Origin of the sequence: Brevibacillus brevis NBRC 100599, assembly GCF_000010165.1 — a bacterium.
In the GTDB taxonomy this organism is placed as follows: Bacteria; Bacillota; Bacilli; order Brevibacillales; family Brevibacillaceae; genus Brevibacillus; species Brevibacillus brevis_D.
Map to the genome: position 1 here is coordinate 4,260,840 of NC_012491.1, position 19,744 is coordinate 4,280,583.

Sequence of the window (19,744 nt, forward strand, 5' to 3'; positions counted from 1 at the left end):
ACCCTTTTATGCATGCAAGTGGTTCGCGTGTAAAAAAGCAGATAAAATCAGATACACGGCCATCGCGCCAACAAAATAAACCCCGTACTGTGCCTTTTTGGTTTGTCCGATATAAGGGACGAGATGGCTGGCGGATACATATAAAAAAATACCAGTCGTCATGGCCAGCATAATGCCAGACCAATTCGATGGAAACATTCGCTCAGCAAAACCAAAGCTGAGAGCTCCTGCAATCGTCGCAATCCCAAGGGACGTCGCGCCCCAAAATGCTTTCTTTCTCGAGTTGGTCGCTGCCAGCAACAGAGAGGCTATGGTTACACCATCCGGAATTTTGTGCAGCAGCATCGCCACCAACACGGATACCCCAACTTCTGAATCCATCCGCAAGCTCGCGACTAAAGAGACGCCTTCGACAAATGCATGTAATAAAAAACCTGTCATGACCCCAATCATTCCCGTGGAGCCAAACTCCCCACTCGACTTGCTGATTAATTCCAAAGCAAAAAGCGTAACAAAGCCAACGAGCACAAATGGCATCAACCACAAGCTCTTATCAGAAAAGACATGTGGCATCAAATCTAGAAGCGTAATCGCCAGCAGTAGCCCAGCCCCTGCACTGATCATCGCAAACAATGCCTCGGACGACCAAGCACGCAGACATAACAGCAGTCCTCCGATACTGCTCGCCAAGGCAGCAGTCAAAAGGACAATCCAGAAAACAGATTGCATCATCCGGTCCTCTCCTCACCCAACGAGCAAAAAACATGCTTACTCCTTTCATATGTACGCGCCTGTCCCGGTCATTATGAGCAGCCTAACAAATTTGACAAAATACGACGACCTGTCCGAATCGGACGAAAGATCACTAGTTTTTAGAACCTTTGTCGATTCTCTCTTACCCGGAAAATTTTGGTGCTATAATGAGTCCACCGGGAATACCGAGAGGAAAAAAGGGAGTGATTCGGGATGGATGTACAAGTTTGGATGGCTTCAAAAGAGGTAGCTGATCGCCTTGATGTGCATGTTCGTACACTACGTAACTGGCTGGACTTGTTCGTACCTGCTCAGGAACGTCTGAAAAATCCGCAGGGTCACTATTTGATCAGCGAAGCAGGCTTTGAACTGCTCAAGGAAGTGAAAGAAAGAAAAGATAACGGTAACAGCTCGTTAAAAGATATTCAGCGCCAACTGATAGAAGAAGGTCGCCTGTCCGAGGAAATGCTCATGGAAGAAGAACTCTTGGGTGCGGAAGAAACCGCCGTTACGCTCAGCGCCACAAACAAGCTGGGTACGGGCATGCGAGAAGTGGAAATGACAGTCCACGAGACACTCGTCCAATTTCAGCAGGAGCTCACTCAACTCTCCTCCATGAATCATATGCAGTCGACCATTCTGCAAAAGATTGCGGACATAGAAGAAATGCAAGAGTCCCTCCGCTTGGAAATGCGTCGCGTTACTTTTGAACTGGATCTCATGCACCAGCGCTTGACTCGTCGTAAGGAGCGCTATGCCCGCTATGAGCCTCGCTGGTCACTCAATCCATTCCGCTGGTTTACACGTTCAAATCGCGCAGCCGAGCAATAATCGTGTTTTTTTCACAAGGTAAAAAATGACAATTAAGAGAAGTACCTCGACAGCGCTAGTCTCCCCATGTTCTACTGTGATAAAATGGCACTACATGAACTGCCAGAAAATCAGGACTATTTACATTCACAAAAAAAAGGACTGGGGCTTTCGTTGTGAGAAAATTGCATATTACTTCGGTAAAGCCGGGCGATGTCATCGCCAAGAGCATTTTCCAGGAAAATGGGAACGTTCTGTTGGGGATCGGGGTACAACTAACTCCCCGTTACATTGAACGCCTTGTTCAATTGGGAATTGATAGCCTTTACATTCAAGACAAGCACACAGAAGATATCATGCCGGAAGATGTAATCCGCGATGAGACGCGTAAAGAAGCCGTGGATGCCGTGTACAAAACGATGACCACCCTCATGGACCAGCCGCAGATCAAGCGCCGTACGTCCGCACCTGATTTCGGAAGCAGTTTTCAAAAGGTTTTTCGAGAAATCTTTCAAGACTTGAGCAGTCGCAAAGACATCTTAGTCAACCTGTCCAGTCTTCACGTGCTGGATGGTTACCTTTTTCACCATGCTGTCAATGTCGCCATTCTATCTGGTGTGGTAGGGATGGCCAAAGGCTACAACCAGCAGCAGATGATGGAATTGGGAATTGGTGCGCTTTTGTTCGACATCGGCATGACACAGGTTCCTAAGGAGCTCTGGACCATGCCTACAGAATTAAGTGCAGAAGAACGCCAACGTGTCCAATACCATACCGAAGAAGGCTTCAATATTTTGCGGAATCAACATAACATCTCGGTCGTCTCCGCACACTGTGCGCTCCAGCATCACGAGAGATACAATGGAACAGGATATCCCCGTCAGCTCAGTGAGAATAACATTCACGAGTATGCACGAATCGTGGCAATCGCCGATGTTTACGATGCCTTAGTTTCCCCGCGCCCATTTCGGAAAAGCTACTCGCCAAGTGATGCTACCGAGTACTTGTTCGCTACAGGAAACACCTATTTCGACCTCGACCTGCTCAAGCTATTCTTGCAGCACGTCGCGATTTATCCAATTGCTTCTACGGTATTGCTGAGTACAGGACATAGCGGCGTCGTTTCCAAAGTAAATTCATTGGCTGTGAATCGACCTACCATCCGTATTCTTACCAATGAAGATGGCTCTGAAGTAGCCAGCACCTATGAAATCGATCTCTACGATAAAGAATGGATGAGCGTGACGATCGTCAAAACCTTATAGGCCCACGACAAAGCTGAGATTCCTTATTCATCTCAGTTTTTTCATGCGTGGGTCCGTGTCGTTTTTGTACGTTGCAAATATCCCCCTATTACTACGAGAGCGACCAACCCAATTTTGATCGCATATTCGAGCCAACTCCTCCCTGCGATCCACTCACGCATCGTATTTTCCATGAGAATCATATTCGCCGCTGTCACTGCCAGGACACCTGAACCAACATAAACAAGCCATAAAAAGCGCTCCATTGCCCCTAAAATAAGCTGGCTACCAAAAACCATGAGAGGCACGCTGATCAAGAGGCCCAGCACGATAAGAACGATGTCTCCTTGCGCTGCTCCCGCAATAGCGAGTACATTATCCAGTCCCATCATCACATCCGCCACAACAATCGTCTTGACCGCTTGAATCAAGTCTTCACTTGAGTTGAATGCTTCCTCTCGGTCATCCTCGCGCAACAGGTTGTAGCTGATCCAAAGCAGAATAATTCCGCCAATCAGGTATAAATACGGGATTTTCAGCAAATAAACAGCAAGAACCGTAGCAATCACGCGTACGATGATAGCAAGAAACGTCCCCCACAAAATGGCTTGTTTTCGTTGTTCGACAGGGAGCTTCCGGCATGCGATGGCAATGACCACGGCATTATCTCCACTTAATACGAGGTTGATGGTAATGATGAGTAGCAGCGACGAAAAAAAAGCAGATTCAAACAAAGGATGCACCCTCCCTAAACTTTTTGAGCCCTACTCGCCACCCTTGTACGGTGCCCCTGATTTTTTGTATGATGGTAACGAGGAGGGTTGTCGAAATGTCGAAACAATTCGTTATAGAAGCGATCATGTTGGCTATCTACGGGGAGTTGATGGTCCCATCGCAACCAGTAGAATATCTGATACCCGCGTCGACAATCTATGAATTGGACGAATTTATCCAGAGTCCTGAACCTATCATGCCCTACTCTGCTGATGATCAGTATGTCCGGCGGATTATGAAAGAAATGAGCCAATTTTTTGCCGATCCATTCAACCGCAAACGAATGGAAAAAGGACTGATAGCCCCATGGTCCAAGGTTCCCTTTTCTTTTCCGAACGGCGTGACCCTGACGGTCGTAAAAGTAGAGGACAACGCCATGTGGGGGGAAATATTTGATCCCGTAGAGACACAGCTATTGTTGACGGCCATGAAATTTGAGGCCCCACTTCTCACAGACCAGCCTGATTATCAGGATCGGATATTGGAATATATCGTGCCTGTTCAATTTTACGATGTGGATGATTTTGATTTTGCTCTCGAGCAAGGAATTTCATTGAACGACCTTCGTGAACCATAATCAAGAAAACAGACCGACGAGCCTGACGCTTGTCGGTCTGTTCTAAGTCTTTGCCTGAGATAAAAAAACGTCCTGAGTAGGTTTGCCCATGGTACAATATGGGTAAAGACATGGAAAGAGGTTCGGGGAGGAATCATGTACGATGGAAATGACGAAAAGAAGCAATGGTTCGGATTCGGAAGCAGAAGCTGCTGTTGACCAACAGATTTTGTTTAAAATGGGGAATGAATATTACGGCCTGTCGATTTCGCTCGTACGTGAGATCATCAAGCCGCTGCCCATTACACGTTTTCCAAAATCTCCACTTTATGTCGAGGGAGTCATTGATCTGCGTGGACGGATCTTACCGATCATCAACTTGCGGAAAATGTTTGATTTGGAACCTATGGAAGAAACGGATGACACTCGCTTTGTCGACTTGCAGATGGATGGGTTGAACATCGGAATTATCGTGGATGCGGTCTCTGAGGTCCTGAATATTCCACAGAGCTTGATCGAGCCTGCACCACCCATTATCGCTGGTGTAGAGGGCAAATATTTGCAAGGCATTGCCCGAATGAACGACAAGCTGATCATGCTGCTTGATGTGGATGAAATTTTTGGACAGTGGAAAAAGAAGTAACGAACAGTGTAAAGCCCAGTGCGAAGAAGATGCACTGGGCTTTTGTTCTCTTTATTCGTTATTTCCTACTCTCTGCCTCCGCTTGCTAAATAAGCGAAGTTCACCCACACCATCTCTTCGATTCCCAAAATTTCTTTGAACAGGTCAACCGAGTCGTACAACAGTGAAGCCCCTGTGTCGTCATCGACGTTCGTCAACAACTGCAAATCAAAAAGGGAACGCAACTGCTGAATCTGCTTGGGACCCACGATCCGACTAAATGACTGCGGCTTGATACGTGTGATCCCTTTACCTACCTCTCGCCGATACAACTCCGAACGCACTACCCTCTCCAGTATGTCTTCATACTTTTGCCGAACGTCCTCACTGTCTACAATTCCTTCCTGCAGGTCAATCTCTGGATAAAGCCTGCCGAACTCGGCTTCCGCCATTTCCACATCGAGCGAGTAGCTGATTGTCGCGGACGCAACCTCGAAGCCTGCATCGAACAAGCGAAAGCCCCAGCCGTTGTCCTCAGCGTCATGAAACCAGAGGAGGGGAACGAATTGCTTGGACAGTCTCAGCAAAAAATCAAGCGTCGTGGAGGTTTCCAGCCACTCATCCTGCAGGAAAAATGCATTCCAGTCGCTGTTGACGTTTCTGTGGAAGTGTGGCTGCTCTGTCTTGGATAAGGCAATCAGTACTTTCGGTTCGTATTTGCGTGGATAAAGAATGCCGGTCGTGAACTCACCCATCCGTTTTCCACCGCTTTCTGGAAGGCTTCCCTGATCCTTTCTTCTTAGTCTATTCAGGCAACGCTTGTTTTTTGCTGTGATCTTTATCAAACGTGCTCGTGTGGATAATCGTATGTACCGCACCCTCTGGCAACAGCTCGGAACGATACAAATGGAAATGCCGCGCCTTCCATTGTGGCGGCTCCTGCGCTAAATAACGTTCATTCCAATCCAAGAGGGCAAGCTCATTCCCACTGCGATGCGGACCTCGCGCCAGCGTAATATGTGGCCGATACTGCTTCCGATCATAGGACAAGCCTTCGTGCAATTCGAACCGTCTGCCCAACAACAAATGGAGCTGCTTGAGAGGGGAAAGTTGACCGCGCAGTCCCAGCCATAGCACACGTGGATGCAGGGCATTCGGAAAAACCCCAAAGCTGCCAACACGCAGGGTCATTGGCTGGATGATCGCGCTGACAATATCCATGTCCTCGCAGATAGCGGGTACGAGTGACTCATCCACTTCTCCAAGGAAATGCAGAGTCAAATGCAAATTAGCGAGAGACTGCCACCTGTCTGCCGTCACATCTTGCTTCAACCGTTTTTGAACATCGGCAATATAAGCGGCAGCCTCAGCTGGAATATCCAATGCGATGAATAAGCGCATTTCTGTCCTCCTTCCAAAAAAATAGCCCTCCTGTGACGGAGAGCCATTCTCTTACATGCCGCGTTAGGCAGCCATCATCTTTCCGGTTACGATTCCCAAAATACTCCTGACATATTCGGCAAGAAGGTTCGTTCCAGGCTGGTAGGTAAAGCGTAGGGTCAGCTCACTATGACCCACATGGCCAGCGGGAGGGATATTCCAGAAGTACTCTCCTTCCCCGTATAAAAACTCTTCAATGCGCTGCTTTTTTCCTTGGATATCGACTTTCGGATCATGCGTCAAGGAGAACTTCATCATGACAGAAAACGAATCTGTCCAAACGTGATCGCGCTTATGTAATTTCCCATGGATAACAACTAAACCGGCTTCTCCCCACAGATTGTACTCGAGCAAAGCCTGAAACTGCGGATGGACCTGCAGCTCCAACGCCGGAAGCCCTCCTTCGATTGTAAGTGCATGACGTTGTGCCAGTTGCTCAATCTCCCCTTGAAAACGGTGGGCGCATTCAGAAACAGCCTGGAACAAATTGGGTTCAACAGCGTACATCGTCGTCACCTCTCCCCAATGGAATGTCTGTCTTACCTAATTCGGATTCGCGCTTGTCGTATCCTTTGTTGAAAAATGACTTATTTACCCATATTTCATCGAAGACAAAAAAATTCCGGGGAGAGTCCTTTTTCACAATCTCTCAACAATTACAGGTAAGGGACAGGCATTCCTGGAAACGCTTTCGCAAACACCTGCGCAAGATACTTCTGTACCTCTTCATCCAGCTCCAAATGATAGAGGCGACCGCTCTCATAACGCAGTAGTGGATAGGCACCCAACTGTAAGGGAGAAGCGTCCTGCGTCTGTACGTACTCCGGTAAGGTCATCAAAAAGCGCGAGAACGGATTCGCTTCATCCTCTGACATATGAACGACCTCGAATAAATGCGAGAGACTTGGCGTCAGCACGATCATTGCGTAATCACCCGCTTCCGCAGCCCATACGGTAAAGGACGTATCCCGGACCTCGCTGCGAGCGTGCCTGCGTATGACCCATACTGCTTGCTGCACAGTACTCATCAATAAATGCTGGGCCCCTTCTTCACCATGGACATCTCTCATGTGCTTGTACCGCAATACGAAGGCCATCCCCGATTCTGTAAAAACAGATGCAGGCAAGCTCATCGCTGAGATGCTTTCAGTCTCTTCCTCACGCACCTGCACCTCTTCTGGAAGTGTATCGGGTGTCCCCTCATAAAGCGCCTGAATCATCTCACGTGTACGAGCCACTTCCGCTGGGGAAAAAGTGAGGGACTCGGAATAGATGTGGGTAAGCTCACGATCCGCATAAGCCAAGTAGTGCAAAGAAATATACGGCTGCTCGATCAATCTCAAGGCCATGCTTCGCTCATCAGCAAGCGCTATGTCGAACGTCAAGGGAAAACCAAGTGGATTCAGTGGGTCCGACAGGGTCCAAATGACAGCGAGCAGTTTATTTTGATACGTCTTGAATTCGAGTGAAACGGCATCTCTCGTCTGCTCGCTGAAAGCATCCACCGATTCGAATACCAAATACAGCTCCACCTCGCCAGTGCCACTAAGACGGACAAAGTAAGGAAGCCCCTCTTCTTCTGCCAGCTTGTACAAATCATGATAAACCACGGGATCGAGCACCTCTCCCTGTGTTGACTCTTCCGGAGAACACAGGGTGTCATCGGGGGTTAGCGGAGGAAAAAAATCGTCGTTCATACGTTATTCCTCCTGTTTTCCCCAAGCTTTTAGCAATGCCCAATTGTCCATTTGTTTTAAGAGAGTCCGGTCTGTCGCGTCAATGTGGACAGGGGTAATTGCAATATAGCCATGCTTGAGCAAATCATAGTCCAGCGGCTCCGCCAGGGGCATGACCTGAGGATACTCGCGGGCTAAATAATAGCCTTCTGCTTCTTCACTATATTTGTCTTCATAGTGGTTCATGGACAAAGTGGCCGGGACCATTCCTTTCACCTCAGCCAGCGGTACATGCGGGATATTGATATTCCAGAATACCTCTGACGCCAGTTCCCCTTTGATCGCACGGTCGCTGAACTCTTTTACAAGCGGACGAATCATCTCGACTACATCGCCGTAGTTGTCTTGATCGAACCAGTTATCATAGGACAGGGCAACACCAGGAACACCCAAAATTACCGCCTCCCTGGCACCGCTGCACGTACCGGAGTAATAAATATCACGTCCGAGATTCGTTCCAACGTTAATCCCCGAGAATACGATATCCGGTTTTTTCCCATGTTCAAACAGGAGATGGTAAGCAGCTTTTACACAGTCTGCAGGGTTACCATTGACCGCCCACGCTTTCACCGGCATTCCGTAAAAATCACGCTGTTCAGGCGAGAGTGCACTCCGATAAGTGATTCCGTGTCCAACCCCGCTTTTCTCTTCAACCGGTGCTACTATAGAGACTTCCGCTCCTTCCAGAGTGAGCAAAGCTTCTACCAACCGCTTGATACCAAGAGCATCAATGCCATCATCATTCGTAACCAAGATCCGCAAAATAGGGTCTCCTCCTTCATCCATAGCGTTGCCACTTGTTGGGACGTATTTTTCTTATTGTACTGTAGAAAAAGAGGCTGCGCCAAGCTTCCTCCTAAAACGAAAGGACCCCAATCATATTGGGGCCCCGGCTATTCTTCTACAATATCTTTCCATCGTTCGCGCCAAGCAATCCCTTCGCGAATCCACTCTTCTACTTGACGCTGCTTTTCCTCCGAGATTCCGATCAAGCAAGCGATGCGAGCAATCTCTTTTGTCTCCGATGCGGATAGCTTCCGATCAATCAATGCCATGTGGTAGAGCTTGCGCATCATCACGAGCTTTTCAGTCTGGGTCATGGCTACCAGGTCTTCCACGATGACTTCCGGACGTTTCGGATAGTCCAAATCATCCATTAAAATTTGTCGTTCTTTCAAAGTAAAATGCTCCGAATTAACGATTTCATGAATACGATCTATTTCTTTGTTTCCTATATAACCGTCGGCGTGCCCGACGCAGATCATCAAGCGAATAGACGCAAACAAAATGTGTTTGTCCTTTTCGATTTTGGTATACACCGGCATAGTTCCTCCTCAAAAAACTTTATGAGCATAATAGATATCTACATATAATAATACGATGAAAAACGAAAGCGGTTTCACATCATTATGTGACAAATTTATGCTATTCCCTAACAAAAATGCGCCTGAAATCAATCCAACCATAGGCATCCAGACTTACACCAGATAATCGCGGATGTGCAAGCATTTCAACCCGATTCGAATACAGCGGGACAAACGTGTTGCAAGCCGCAAGCGTATGCATGATGCTGTCTACGCAAGCTTGTCGGTCTTGTGCTGTTCGGGCGCACGACAGACGATTCATCCAATACGCGATCTCTTCCTTTCCATGCGGATCTAAATGATGAGAAATACTCAACGCACCAGCGTGTAGAAATTCTCGTAAAGACAGCTCCGCCCTTTCATCTACATTCGCACTATCCACAACGAAATCAGCCTCTTGTAATAACGAAGGCGAGGCAAGCTCCTCGGGGGATGCATACCTAATCTCTATGGCAATTCCGTATGCCTTGCACGTTTTCTGAATCCACTGGGCATCTTCTATATGATCGGAATCTGGATACGTATAGAGCGACAGCGCCTCTCCCTGATACCCGCTCTCTTTGAAAATACGAACAAACTCCTGTGAACCCGGCACCTTTCTTTGTTCTTGGAACGAATCCGTTTTCCCCCAGATGACTGCATACTCCCTCGTTCCCTGTAGCTCTTGTCTCAAGTTTTGCCCACAAATGATAGCCACCACGAGACTCCGAAATTCACGATGTGACAGCGGGCCATTCTTTGCTCCATTCATGCTGACGTATTGAAAACAATCTTCCAATCTGCCAACGTCACTCCATGCCAGAAAGCTCGTTTCCCGATGATCATCCAAAGCCGTGACAGATAACAAGCTCTCATCTGCTGCCTGCGCTTCTGCTGCCATTCCAGGTACGCACCAGATTTCAATTCGGTCCAGGAACGGCCTTCCCCCAAAATAAGGCATGAATGCTTCCAGCACGAGCATGGAATCATCGTTGCGGACTACACGAAACGGCCCCGTTCCTACTGGCATTTGTGCAAATTGCTCCCCCATCTCCAGAACGTAATCAGCGGGGACTATTGCCATGTATTCCTTGCTCAGCGCTTGTAAAAACAGTTCATCCGGCATATGCAAAGAAATCGTTATTACGTATTCATCTTTGACGGTAATCGACTCGATTGAAGCGGCTAGCCAGCGATGTTTATAGGAATGCTCCATCAAACGGAGGAAGGAAAAGCGCACATCATCGGCAACAAGTGGACGGCCATGATGGAATAAGACACCTTTCCGCAAGTAAAAAGTCCATTGCTTTCCTTCTTCACTAGACTCCCAATAAAAAGCGATAGCGGGCTCAATCCGTCTCGTGACTGGATCAAACTGGACGAGAGAATCAAAGAGCTGCTTGACCATATGTGACTCGGAGCGCAGGAGAATATGAATCGGATCAAGCCCTGCGAATGGTCGACTGTAAAACAAACGCAAGGTATCGACTCTGCCCTTACTTCCTTTTTCCCGCTTCACACGATGTCCAAACTGACTATTCATCCATCGTGAAAATTTTTCACCCAAAACAGGCAAATTTCCCCCATATTCGTCGATCATGTCCCGTGCAGCACGAATTTCCCCTTTTTGCACGAGTTCCTTGGCTACGCTCATGATCAGGTCTTCGGGCAACAGCAAGCATGTCAGTACAGATCGATTTCCTCGACCTCTCCCCGGATGCCAAACTACCCATCCCTGGCTTTGCATTTTTTTCAAGGTCAAGGTCGCATTCCGCAACGTACAAAATAAAATCGAAGCAACTTCAGCTAACGATATGTCAAGCGGATGCCCGATCGTTTCATTCGGCCGCCCCGCGCATAAACGCATGTATTGCTCAACGAGTTGCATCTTGTCACCACCAATTCGCCCATAAAACATGAAAAAGCTATTCGCCTAATCGTACGCTTTTTCTCTGGTCTTTGCTACCTTACAATTCTAAAAACACCAACTAACCGGAAAAAGCCGAAAGAAAGGACTTTCTTATGCCACTCATTCCTCATGCACTTAGTCGATTCATTGCTGCGTATCCGACACTCCTCTGGGTCCGCTTGTTCGGCGAAACGCTCACTTCACTATCCAGCGCCATGATCGCTCCGTTTCTCGTATTGTACTTGAGCGAGAACATCGGCGGCTCTGTCACCATGACCATGCTCGTCATAGGTTTGCAGCCCTTCTCCGAGATTTTGCTGACGCTATTTGCTGGTGGCATCACGGATCGCCATCGTCGAAAAACAATCATGCTACTCGCCCTTTTCCTGCAAGGCTTCGCTATGTTGGGAATGGCTTGGGCCGACTCCATGATGGGGTTTGCGATCCTGTACATCATCAACGGTGCTGGCCGCTCCCTGTTTATCCCTGTCAGCCGCGCGCATCTCGCTGATACGATTTCTGCAGCACAAATGGCTGGTGCCTTTGCCCTTCTCAGTACTTCTAGCAGTATCGGGGCTGCATTGGGCCCCTTAGTCGGAGTCATCATTTATAAGTATGATCCTGCTATGGCATTTTTGTTTACTGCGATCTCTCTATTGATCTATGCTCTTGCCGTTTGGTGGAAAATCCCGCAAACTCCGCTGCCGGAGGCTCCCGTCGAAGAAGCAGCAACCGTACGTTCACGCAGCTCCTGGCATGCTTATCGACCAGCACTGGCCATTATGCTGCTGGCTTTGCCGATCAGTCTGTTTTACGCGCAAACCGAAACAAATCTCCAGCTTCATCTGAAATACACGCTGCCCAACTATTTGCAAACACTCGCCTTGCTCATTGCGGTAAAAGGGGTCCTACTGCTCCTGTTCGAGTATATACTCGTCAAATGGACCCAGCACTTGCCTCCTCGCCTGTTGATTAGCGGCGCGTACATTTGTTTTCTCATCGTATCCTTGGGTTACGCCTTCATCGACAACGTACCTGGCCTTCTCGCCTTGCAAGTGTTGCTAGTCATCGGAGAGAGTATTGGGCTGACGCAATTGATGGCTTTCGTCACCCGGATATCACCTGTCACGATGCGCGGAAGGTACTTCGCGATCACAGGAACACACTGGGATATTTCCCGCATGTGCGGACCGTACTTGGGCAGCCTTGTCTTGCTACATTATGGGGGCACGATCCTTTTTACCATTGTCGCAGGCATCCTTTTAATCGGTGCCGGATTCATGTACGTATATCTTTCCACCAACGAAAAAGCCTCCCCGCTTGAACAGGAAGGCTGATTCGATCCGATTAAGTTAACAAGAAGCGATCTTCGCTGAAGCTTTCTCCACCGCGGGCTGTTTCGAATGCCCGAAGCAGATCCTGTGGCTTCATCGTCCGTTTTTTCTCATCCGGAATATCGAGAATGATTCCCCCATCGTGGAGCATCAACAGACGATTCCCCATGTTCAACGCTTGTTCCATATTATGCGTGACCATGATTGTCGTTAGTTTATAGCGCTCCACGATTTTTTCTGTTAAATCTACAATCAACTGCGCCCGTTTCGGGTCAAGCGCTGCTGTATGCTCATCGAGGAGCAAAATCTTCGGCTCCGTAAAGGTAGCCATCAACAGGCTCAGTGCTTGACGCTGTCCTCCTGAGAGAAAACCCACTTTGGTCTTCAAACGGTTCTCCAGCCCTTGATCCAGTTGCTTGAGCTGCTCACGGAACTGCTCCCGCTTCTGGTTATTCACCCCAAATCCAAGTGTACGCCGTTTTCCCCGCCCCAAAGCGATTGCCAGATTTTCCTCAATCGTCATGTTCGGCGCTGTACCTGCCATTGGGTCCTGAAACACACGGCCGATCAGACCTGCACGCTGGTGCTCCGCCAGGCGTGTGACATCTTTCCCGTCAATCTGAATGCTTCCGTTATCTGGCGTCAATCCGCCGGAGATCATGTTCATCATCGTCGATTTACCGGCACCATTACTTCCGATAACGGTGATGAACTCTCCTTTCTTCACGTGCAGATTGACGTTTCGAAGCGCGATCTTTTCATTCACAGTTCCTGCGTTGAATACTTTGTTGACGTTTGTAATTTTAAGCATCGCTGCTTCCTCCCCTTGCCGAGCGTACCGCTTGCTTTTTCCAGATGCCTTTTGCCACAGTTGGGACAGTCAGGGCAATGATAACAATCAGGGCTGTAATCAGCTTCATGTCAGAAGGATTGAGTCCTGCATCCAGTGCCAGTGCAATGACTAAGCGGTACACAATCGAGCCGAGAATGACAGCAAGCGTCACTCGGAAAATCGAAGAGCTGCCAAACAAAACTTCCCCGACAATAACGGAAGCGAGACCGATGACGATCATCCCGATCCCCATTCCTACATCCGCAAAGCCTTGGTATTGGGCTACCCACGCACCAGCTAAAGCTACCAAGCCATTGGAAAGAGCCAAACCGATAATCGTTGTCGAATCTGTGTTTACCCCAAAGCTGCGGATCATCTTCGAGTTGTCACCTGTCGCACGCAAATCCAGACCCATATCCGTATGCAGGAACCAGTCAATGATCAGCTTCAACACCAGAACACCTACGATAAAGATGATTGCTACACCAGACAGCAAAGTAACTCCACCTACGGTCAGGTTTGGAATGCCCATATCCTTTACATAAGTGAACAAAGTATCTTCCCGCAAAAGAGGCAGATTCGCTTTTCCCATGACACGCAAATTGATCGAGTACAAGGCGATCATCGTCAAGATCCCCGCCAAAAGTGCGTTAATCTTTCCTTTGGTATGCAAGACTCCCGTAAAAGCTCCTGCTAATGCACCTACAATGAAAGCCAGCAGGGTGGCCAAAAACGGATTGGTGCCATCGATAATGAATTTGGCTGCGATTGCGCCTCCCAAGGCAAAACTACCATCTACGGTCAAGTCAGGAACGTTTAGAATCCGGAAGGTCAGATATACACCGAGAGCCAAGATACCAAATAGTAAACCTTGCTCAATGGCTCCCATTACTGCCAGTTGATTCATAGAAGAAATCCTCCAATTACTACATTTATTACTCGATCACTTGTCCAGCACGGTCGAGCATGGCTTTCGGAATCGTCACACCCATTTTTTCCGCTGCTTTCTTATTCAATACGAGCTTCATGTCTGCTTGCACTTCAACAGCCATATCTGCCGGCTTCGCTTCACCCTTCAGGATTTTTGTTGCCATATCAGCTGTTTGCTCACCAAGCTTCGTGTAGTCGATCCCGTAAGTGGCAATCGCTCCGCTCTTCACAGAGTTTTCTTCACCAGCGATGACCGGAATTTTCTGTGCTTCAGCGACTCCGATCACAGCTGCAATCGAAGATACAACCATGTTGTCAGTTGGTACGTAGAAAGCATCTACTTTGCCCACCATGGACTCAGCTGCTTGCTTCACTTCTGTCGCGCTCGTAATTGCCGCTTCTTTAATTTCTAAACCAAGTTTACCGGCTACTGCTTTTGCCGCATCTACTTGTACTTTGGAGTTGACTTCGCCAGAACTATAAATGATTCCAACAGATTTCGCATCAGCTTTCATTTCTTTGATCAGCTTCAATTGCTCTTCGACTGGATTCATATCCGATGTACCGGTTACGTTCGCTCCCGGCTTGTCCATCGCTGCAACCAGACCAGCTTCTACAGGATCGGTTACCGCAGTAAACAGGATCGGAATTTCTTTACTGGTTTGTGCGGCAGCCTGTGCCGTTGGAGTTGCAATGGCCAACACCAAATCTACTTTGTCAGCCTCGAATTTTTGGGCAATCTGAATGGCTGTATCCATGCTCGCTTGAGCGGATTGCACATCGATTTTTACTTGCTTGTCTTTTTCGTAACCGTTTTTAGCCAGTTGGCTGATAAAGCCCTCTCTCGCTGCATCCAAAGCAGGGTGTTCAACGAATTGGGCGATTCCAATTGTCAGCTGCTTGGTTTCAGTAGACGGGGCAGATGCCGTCGTAGTAGCAGGAGCGGGTGTAGGATTGTTTGCAGGAGTAGTGCTTTGCTGTCCACAAGCGGTAACAGACAAAAGCAATAAAGGAAATAAAAAACTCTGAAAAATTTTAATACTCTTCTTTTGTTTGAACATTTAGTGAATTCCCCCTCGTGAATTTTTTCTACAGTTTAACATGGATAAAACAGTTTTAAAAGAATAAAAAGAGAGCATGACGCTCTCTTTTTACTTGATGATTTCTTTCGCCTGTTGTTTGAGTGCCTCAGTAATAGTGAGCCCAAACTTTGCAGCAGCTGTTTCATTAATATACAAATCAGCTTGTTTCGAAATCTCTACAGGGGTATCAGCAACACTCTGCCCTTTTAAGATACGGGCAGCCATATCGCCTGTTTGTTTACCGATTTGGTAGTAATCAATCCCGTAAGTAGCAACCGCTCCACGTTTCACTGTATCGGTATCAGAAGCAAATACAGGAATTTTGTTTTCCTCTGCTGCTCCGAGCACCGCTTCAAAGGAAGATACGACGGTGTTGTCAATTGGGATAATAATGGCATCTGCTTTACTAGCAAGACTTTGAGCCGCCAGCTGCACTTCAGACAGCTGCGAAATGCCCGCCTTGATGATTTCTACGCCTTGTTTTTGCGCTGCGTCTTCCAATTCCTTGACCTGTACCTCTGAGTTAATTTCGGAGGTTGTATAGATCACACCCAGCTTTTTCAGCCCAGGCAGGAAGGTTTTCACCAGCTTCAATTGTTGTTCCATGGATACTTTATCGGACGTCCCGGTCACGTTTTTGTCTGGCTTCTCCAGACTGCCAACCAGTTGAGCCGAGATCGGGTCTGTTACGGAACTGAAAATAACAGGTTTGTCAGCAATCGCCTTTGCTGCAGCCTGAGCGGATGGCGTCGCAATCGCTACGACAAGATCCTTTTTATCTCCGGCATACTTCTGTGCGATCGAGACTGTATTGTTCATGTCACCATGGGCGTTCTGGGAGTCTACCTCCAAGTTCTTGCCCTCTTCGTAGCCAGCATCCTTCAGACCATCTAAAATTCCTTTATGAATGGCATCAAGCGCAGGGTGCTCCACGAATTGCGTCAGCCCCAGCTTCACTGTTTGCCCTTGGCCTGTCGTTGCTGCTGTCTCTGTTTTCCCACCTGTTTCGTTACCACATGCTGCCAAGGAAAACGCCAGCAATGCGGTCAGTACCATACTGACTGCTCGTCTCATCTGTACTTCCTCCTCTAGTCTCTACTCTCAGCTGCTCTAATCACCCTAAGTAATTAGGCTCATTGCCATCTATGCAACTTGTGTCCCATTATAGCAATTATATTACGCATTGAGAAGCCCCCTTTCTTCCCTTACGTGGAACTGATTTCTTCCTCTGCTTTGCCGACTTTCTTTACATAGACCCGGGTGATTCTGTAATGATCGACCTCTCCCACGATAAATTCGTACTTTCCTTCTCTTACCCGATCCCCCACGCGCGGCGGATGGTCGATCTGCATGTAAATCCAGCCAGCAAGCGTATCCACATCGCTCGACTCCAATTCGATGTCCAGATAATCGCCCGCTTCTTCCAATAACATACGCCCGTCCAATGACAGCATGCCGTCACTACGTTCTACTTCTGGGCGTTCATCGTCAAACTCGTCCTGGATGTCTCCAACAATTTCTTCCATTATATCTTCGAGGGTCACCAGTCCGGCAGTGCCTCCATACTCATCAATGATAATCGCCATTTGCCCTCGTTGTTTTTGCAGCATGGTCAGCAACCGGCTGATCGAGATCGTCTCCGGTACCGTCAAAATCGGGCGCATGAAGGTCTGAAGATCATGGCTCTCTCCTTCCAGAAGCCCCGTCAGCATATCCTTGATATGTAAACTACCGACAACATGGTCCTTGTCACCATCCACTACTGGATAGCGGGTAAATCGTCCGTTTTGGACATGCTTGACGTTCTCGTCAAAAGGATCGCGCAGGTTCAAGACAACCATATCTGTACGCGGAACCATGATTTCTCTCGCCATCGTCTCCGAGAAATCAAAAATATTATCAACCAGCATCAGCTCGGTTTGATCAATCAAGCCGCTTTTATGACTTTCATTGACAAGAATGCGTATCTCTTCTTCTGTATGTGCTTCCTGATGCGGCTCCAACGATATATGAAAAAGCCCAAGAAAATGACTCGCGGACCAGTTCAGCATTTGAATAAAGGGATACATGATTTTGTAAAAGAGTTGGATCGGCTTGGCTACTGCCAGTACCACCTTCTCGGAGTATTGAATCGCCAATGTCTTCGGAGCCAGCTCCCCCAGCACGATATGCAAAAACGTAATCAACGAAAAAGCGATAATAAAGGAAATACTGGTCACAACCGTTTCATTTAAATGGAAGTAACCAAAAACTGGATGCAAGAGATGCGCGATAGCAGGCTCTCCCAACCAACCGAGTCCTAATGAAGCCAGCGTAATCCCAAGTTGGCACGCGGAGAGGTAGGCATCCAAATTGTGCAGGACTCTCTCGACGTCAACAGCGCGCTTGTTTCCTTCTGCTGCGAGCTGTGCAATGCGCGATTCCCTTACCTTTACGATCGCGAATTCAGTCGCAACAAAGAACCCGTTCAGGAGTACGAGGATCATGACCAAGATCAAATTAAACAAGCTACCCCAAATTGCCATGCTCCCCGCCATCCTTTCCGTCCATGCTTTGGGATATTGTTTCCCATCATAGCCAAAATGTTACCTGTTCGTTTTTCTTTCTTTTTGAGATTGTGATACCATAGTGCTGATTCCTATGCCTTTTGCAACGAGGTGAGTCTATTGTCCTACCGTCCAGACCTGCCCTTGATCGTTCAAAGCGATCGGACGATATTGTTGGAAACACAGCATCCTTTCTTTCACGAGGCCAGACAAGCTATCAGTGGTTTTACTGAGCTAATCAAAAACCCAGAATACATCCATACCTATCGGATCACCCCTTTATCGCTTTGGAATGCAGCTGCATCCGGTCTTACATCACAAGAGGTAACAGACGTGCTTGGCAACTACAGCAAGTACGGTGTCCCGCCAACCATCGTTAAAGAAATTGAAGATACGATGCGAAAATACGGCTTGTTTCGTTTGGAACGCATTGGTGATCAACTCGTATTAATGAGTGAAGACCCACTTCTTTTAACAGAGGTAACCAGTTATAAATCAATCGCTGCTCTTTTTGAGAATGAGTTCGTCATCAAAAGCTATGCGCGCGGACTAATCAAACAAGAGCTGATCAAGCTCGGGTTTCCTGTTCAAGATTTGGCGGGCTATACAGAAGGCGAATCCTGTGCAGTTAGCTTACGGGAAACGACATCCCGAGGCAGAGCATTCTCTTTGCGTTCTTATCAAAAAGAAGCTGTCGATGCCTTCTATTCCGGAGGCGCTGTGACTGGGGGCAGCGGCGTTCTCGTCCTCCCCTGTGGTGCTGGAAAAACAATCATTGGACTCGGTGCCATTTGCCAGTTGCAAACAGCCACCCTCATATTAACCACGAATACGACATCGGTTCGCCAGTGGATCGCTGAGCTCTTGGACAAAACAGGACTTGATCCAAATATGGTCGGGGAATACACTGGTGACAACAAAGAAGTCAAGCCAATAACTGTGGCAACTTATCAAATTCTTACATACCGCCCCACCGCCGAAGATGATTTTCCTCATCTGAAACTCTTTTCAGAGCGCGACTGGGGGCTTATTATTTACGATGAGGTGCATTTGTTGCCTGCACCCATCTTTCGTGTAACTTCTGGGATTCAAGCCACTCGCAGACTTGGGCTGACGGCTACTCTTGTTCGGGAAGACGGGCGGGAGGAAGATGTTTTCACGCTGATTGGTCCAAAAAAGTACGAGGTTCCGTGGAAAGTCATGGAAGAGCAAGGCTGGATCGCAGAGGCGCATTGCCGAGAAATTCGACTCCCCTTTGAGCCGAAGTGGCGGGAGGCTTACGCACATGCAACCGCCCGCCAAAAGTTTCGCATTGCAGCGGAAAATCCAAAAAAACTGGAGGTCGTCCGCGAGCTCTTGGAGAGGCACGCCCACGATCGCGTTTTGATCATCGGGCAATATATCGATCAGCTTGAGCAGATGGCAACGGCCCTCCAACTGCCACTCATTACAGGAAAAGTACCGGACAAAGAACGTGAGGTTTTGTACACGCAGTTTAAAAAAGGGGAAATTACACGCCTGATCGTATCTAAGGTAGCCAACTTTGCGGTTGATTTGCCGGATGCCAACGTCGCGATCCAAATCTCCGGGACGTATGGTTCCAGACAAGAAGAGGCACAGCGCCTGGGACGTATCTTAAGGCCCAAAACAGACGACAACACTGCCCATTTTTATACATTGGTAACACGAGACACGAGAGAGCAGGAGTTTTCGCTCCATCGCCAGCTTTTTCTGGTCGAACAGGGCTATCCATACGATATTATAGAAATCGAAACGCTGGTCTGAAACGTTTACGAATAACCAGCGTCTCATAGAGGGAAGGGAGGCCAAAGA

The 19,744-nt window shown here is 48.0% G+C and carries 20 protein-coding genes; 6 read left to right on the plus strand and 14 right to left on the minus strand.

Annotated features, from left to right (window positions below; all coding sequences use genetic code 11):
- Positions 1-6: 6 nt before the first annotated feature.
- Positions 7-732: a ZIP family metal transporter gene (locus BBR47_RS20140; RefSeq protein WP_015892277.1), complete on the minus strand. Its 726-nt coding sequence runs from the start codon at positions 730-732 to the stop codon at positions 7-9.
- Positions 733-966: 234 nt separating this feature from the next.
- On the opposite strand from BBR47_RS20140, the gene BBR47_RS20145 reads away from it, so the two are divergent.
- Entirely contained in the window at positions 967-1,584 is a 618-nt protein-coding gene (locus tag BBR47_RS20145) for a MerR family transcriptional regulator (protein WP_015892278.1), read from the plus strand.
- A gap of 155 nt (positions 1,585-1,739) precedes the next feature.
- A complete protein-coding gene (locus BBR47_RS20150) occupies positions 1,740-2,828 on the plus strand; it encodes an HD-GYP domain-containing protein (RefSeq protein WP_015892279.1) in 1,089 nt (362 codons plus the stop codon).
- Positions 2,829-2,869: 41 nt separating this feature from the next.
- Here BBR47_RS20150 and BBR47_RS20155 read toward each other — a convergent pair whose 3' ends face one another.
- The gene (locus BBR47_RS20155) at positions 2,870-3,550 is read right to left on the minus strand and encodes a TerC family protein (protein ID WP_015892280.1); all 681 of its coding nucleotides are present in this window, start codon (positions 3,548-3,550) and stop codon (positions 2,870-2,872) included.
- An 86-nt stretch (positions 3,551-3,636) separates the two neighbouring features.
- Here BBR47_RS20155 and BBR47_RS20160 point away from each other — a divergent pair, with 86 nt between their 5' ends.
- Complete coding sequence (locus tag BBR47_RS20160; protein ID WP_015892281.1) at positions 3,637-4,158, plus strand: hypothetical protein; 522 nt, start codon at positions 3,637-3,639, stop codon at positions 4,156-4,158.
- A gap of 142 nt (positions 4,159-4,300) precedes the next feature.
- Entirely contained in the window at positions 4,301-4,780 is a 480-nt protein-coding gene (locus BBR47_RS20165) for a chemotaxis protein CheW (RefSeq protein WP_015892282.1), read from the plus strand.
- A gap of 65 nt (positions 4,781-4,845) precedes the next feature.
- On the opposite strand, the gene BBR47_RS20170 is transcribed toward BBR47_RS20165, so the two are convergent.
- The 7 genes from BBR47_RS20170 to BBR47_RS20200 all read right to left on the minus strand — a co-directional run bounded on the left by BBR47_RS20170 (position 4,846) and on the right by BBR47_RS20200 (position 11,166).
- Entirely contained in the window at positions 4,846-5,514 is a 669-nt protein-coding gene (locus tag BBR47_RS20170) for a hypothetical protein (RefSeq protein ID WP_026134193.1), read from the minus strand.
- 49 nt (positions 5,515-5,563) lie between these two features.
- A complete protein-coding gene (gene thpR / locus BBR47_RS20175; RefSeq protein WP_015892284.1) occupies positions 5,564-6,160 on the minus strand; it encodes an RNA 2',3'-cyclic phosphodiesterase in 597 nt (198 codons plus the stop codon).
- Between the two features lie 63 nt (positions 6,161-6,223).
- Positions 6,224-6,706, minus strand: coding sequence for a hypothetical protein (locus BBR47_RS20180; protein ID WP_015892285.1), 483 nt, complete (start codon positions 6,704-6,706; stop codon positions 6,224-6,226).
- Between the two features lie 149 nt (positions 6,707-6,855).
- Positions 6,856-7,896 carry a hypothetical protein gene (locus BBR47_RS20185; RefSeq protein WP_015892286.1) on the minus strand — a complete coding sequence of 347 codons (1,041 nt, stop codon included), beginning with the start codon at positions 7,894-7,896 and terminating at the stop codon, positions 6,856-6,858.
- Positions 7,897-7,899: 3 nt separating this feature from the next.
- Positions 7,900-8,721, minus strand: a complete 822-nt coding sequence (surE, locus tag BBR47_RS20190) for a 5'/3'-nucleotidase SurE (protein WP_173362206.1) — start codon at positions 8,719-8,721, stop codon at positions 7,900-7,902.
- 107 nt (positions 8,722-8,828) lie between these two features.
- On the minus strand, positions 8,829-9,260 hold the full coding sequence (locus tag BBR47_RS20195) for a DUF533 domain-containing protein (RefSeq protein ID WP_015892288.1): 432 nt from the start codon (positions 9,258-9,260) through the stop codon (positions 8,829-8,831).
- A gap of 100 nt (positions 9,261-9,360) precedes the next feature.
- Positions 9,361-11,166 (minus strand): SgrR family transcriptional regulator, encoded by a 1,806-nt coding sequence (locus tag BBR47_RS20200; RefSeq protein ID WP_015892289.1) that lies wholly within the window; start codon positions 11,164-11,166, stop codon positions 9,361-9,363.
- A 134-nt stretch (positions 11,167-11,300) separates the two neighbouring features.
- Here BBR47_RS20200 and BBR47_RS20205 point away from each other — a divergent pair, with 134 nt between their 5' ends.
- Positions 11,301-12,524 carry an MDR family MFS transporter gene (locus tag BBR47_RS20205; protein WP_015892290.1) on the plus strand — a complete coding sequence of 408 codons (1,224 nt, stop codon included), beginning with the start codon at positions 11,301-11,303 and terminating at the stop codon, positions 12,522-12,524.
- Positions 12,525-12,534: 10 nt separating this feature from the next.
- On the opposite strand, the gene BBR47_RS20210 is transcribed toward BBR47_RS20205, so the two are convergent.
- The 5 genes from BBR47_RS20210 to BBR47_RS20230 form a co-directional block, all read right to left on the minus strand.
- On the minus strand, positions 12,535-13,332 hold the full coding sequence (locus BBR47_RS20210; protein ID WP_015892291.1) for an ABC transporter ATP-binding protein: 798 nt from the start codon (positions 13,330-13,332) through the stop codon (positions 12,535-12,537).
- Complete coding sequence (locus tag BBR47_RS20215) at positions 13,325-14,260, minus strand: ABC transporter permease (RefSeq protein ID WP_015892292.1); 936 nt, start codon at positions 14,258-14,260, stop codon at positions 13,325-13,327. Before BBR47_RS20215 ends, BBR47_RS20210 begins: the two co-directional genes overlap by 8 nt.
- Before the next feature lie 28 nt (positions 14,261-14,288).
- Positions 14,289-15,344, minus strand: a complete 1,056-nt coding sequence (locus tag BBR47_RS20220) for an ABC transporter substrate-binding protein (RefSeq protein WP_015892293.1) — start codon at positions 15,342-15,344, stop codon at positions 14,289-14,291.
- Positions 15,345-15,434: 90 nt separating this feature from the next.
- Entirely contained in the window at positions 15,435-16,439 is a 1,005-nt protein-coding gene (locus BBR47_RS20225; RefSeq protein ID WP_015892294.1) for an ABC transporter substrate-binding protein, read from the minus strand.
- Positions 16,440-16,570: 131 nt separating this feature from the next.
- The gene (locus tag BBR47_RS20230) at positions 16,571-17,890 is read right to left on the minus strand and encodes a hemolysin family protein (RefSeq protein WP_041749543.1); all 1,320 of its coding nucleotides are present in this window, start codon (positions 17,888-17,890) and stop codon (positions 16,571-16,573) included.
- 141 nt (positions 17,891-18,031) lie between these two features.
- Between BBR47_RS20230 and BBR47_RS20235 the strand changes: the two genes are divergently transcribed.
- On the plus strand, positions 18,032-19,696 hold the full coding sequence (locus BBR47_RS20235) for a DNA repair helicase XPB (protein WP_041749544.1): 1,665 nt from the start codon (positions 18,032-18,034) through the stop codon (positions 19,694-19,696).
- Positions 19,697-19,744: the final 48 nt, after the last annotated feature.

Excerpts from the sequence above, each read along its gene's own strand:
- thpR (WP_015892284.1), bottom strand. The coding sequence starts at position 6,160 with ATGCGCTTATTCATCGCATTGGATATTCCAGCTGAGGCTGCCGCTTAT.
- BBR47_RS20200 (WP_015892289.1), bottom strand. The coding sequence starts at position 11,166 with ATGCAACTCGTTGAGCAATACATGCGTTTATGCGCGGGGCGGCCGAAT.
- BBR47_RS20205 (WP_015892290.1), top strand. The coding sequence starts at position 11,301 with ATGCCACTCATTCCTCATGCACTTAGTCGATTCATTGCTGCGTATCCG.
- BBR47_RS20195 (WP_015892288.1), bottom strand. The coding sequence starts at position 9,260 with ATGCCGGTGTATACCAAAATCGAAAAGGACAAACACATTTTGTTTGCG.
- surE (WP_173362206.1), bottom strand. The coding sequence starts at position 8,721 with ATGGATGAAGGAGGAGACCCTATTTTGCGGATCTTGGTTACGAATGAT.
- BBR47_RS20145 (WP_015892278.1), top strand. The coding sequence starts at position 967 with ATGGATGTACAAGTTTGGATGGCTTCAAAAGAGGTAGCTGATCGCCTT.
- BBR47_RS20165 (WP_015892282.1), top strand. The coding sequence starts at position 4,301 with ATGGAAATGACGAAAAGAAGCAATGGTTCGGATTCGGAAGCAGAAGCT.
- BBR47_RS20180 (WP_015892285.1), bottom strand. The coding sequence starts at position 6,706 with ATGTACGCTGTTGAACCCAATTTGTTCCAGGCTGTTTCTGAATGCGCC.
- BBR47_RS20230 (WP_041749543.1), bottom strand. The coding sequence starts at position 17,890 with ATGGCAATTTGGGGTAGCTTGTTTAATTTGATCTTGGTCATGATCCTC.
- BBR47_RS20225 (WP_015892294.1), bottom strand. The coding sequence starts at position 16,439 with ATGAGACGAGCAGTCAGTATGGTACTGACCGCATTGCTGGCGTTTTCC.
- BBR47_RS20185 (WP_015892286.1), bottom strand. The coding sequence starts at position 7,896 with ATGAACGACGATTTTTTTCCTCCGCTAACCCCCGATGACACCCTGTGT.
- BBR47_RS20160 (WP_015892281.1), top strand. The coding sequence starts at position 3,637 with ATGTCGAAACAATTCGTTATAGAAGCGATCATGTTGGCTATCTACGGG.
- BBR47_RS20215 (WP_015892292.1), bottom strand. The coding sequence starts at position 14,260 with ATGAATCAACTGGCAGTAATGGGAGCCATTGAGCAAGGTTTACTATTT.
- BBR47_RS20170 (WP_026134193.1), bottom strand. The coding sequence starts at position 5,514 with ATGGGTGAGTTCACGACCGGCATTCTTTATCCACGCAAATACGAACCG.
- BBR47_RS20220 (WP_015892293.1), bottom strand. The coding sequence starts at position 15,344 with ATGTTCAAACAAAAGAAGAGTATTAAAATTTTTCAGAGTTTTTTATTT.
- BBR47_RS20210 (WP_015892291.1), bottom strand. The coding sequence starts at position 13,332 with ATGCTTAAAATTACAAACGTCAACAAAGTATTCAACGCAGGAACTGTG.
- BBR47_RS20140 (WP_015892277.1), bottom strand. The coding sequence starts at position 732 with ATGATGCAATCTGTTTTCTGGATTGTCCTTTTGACTGCTGCCTTGGCG.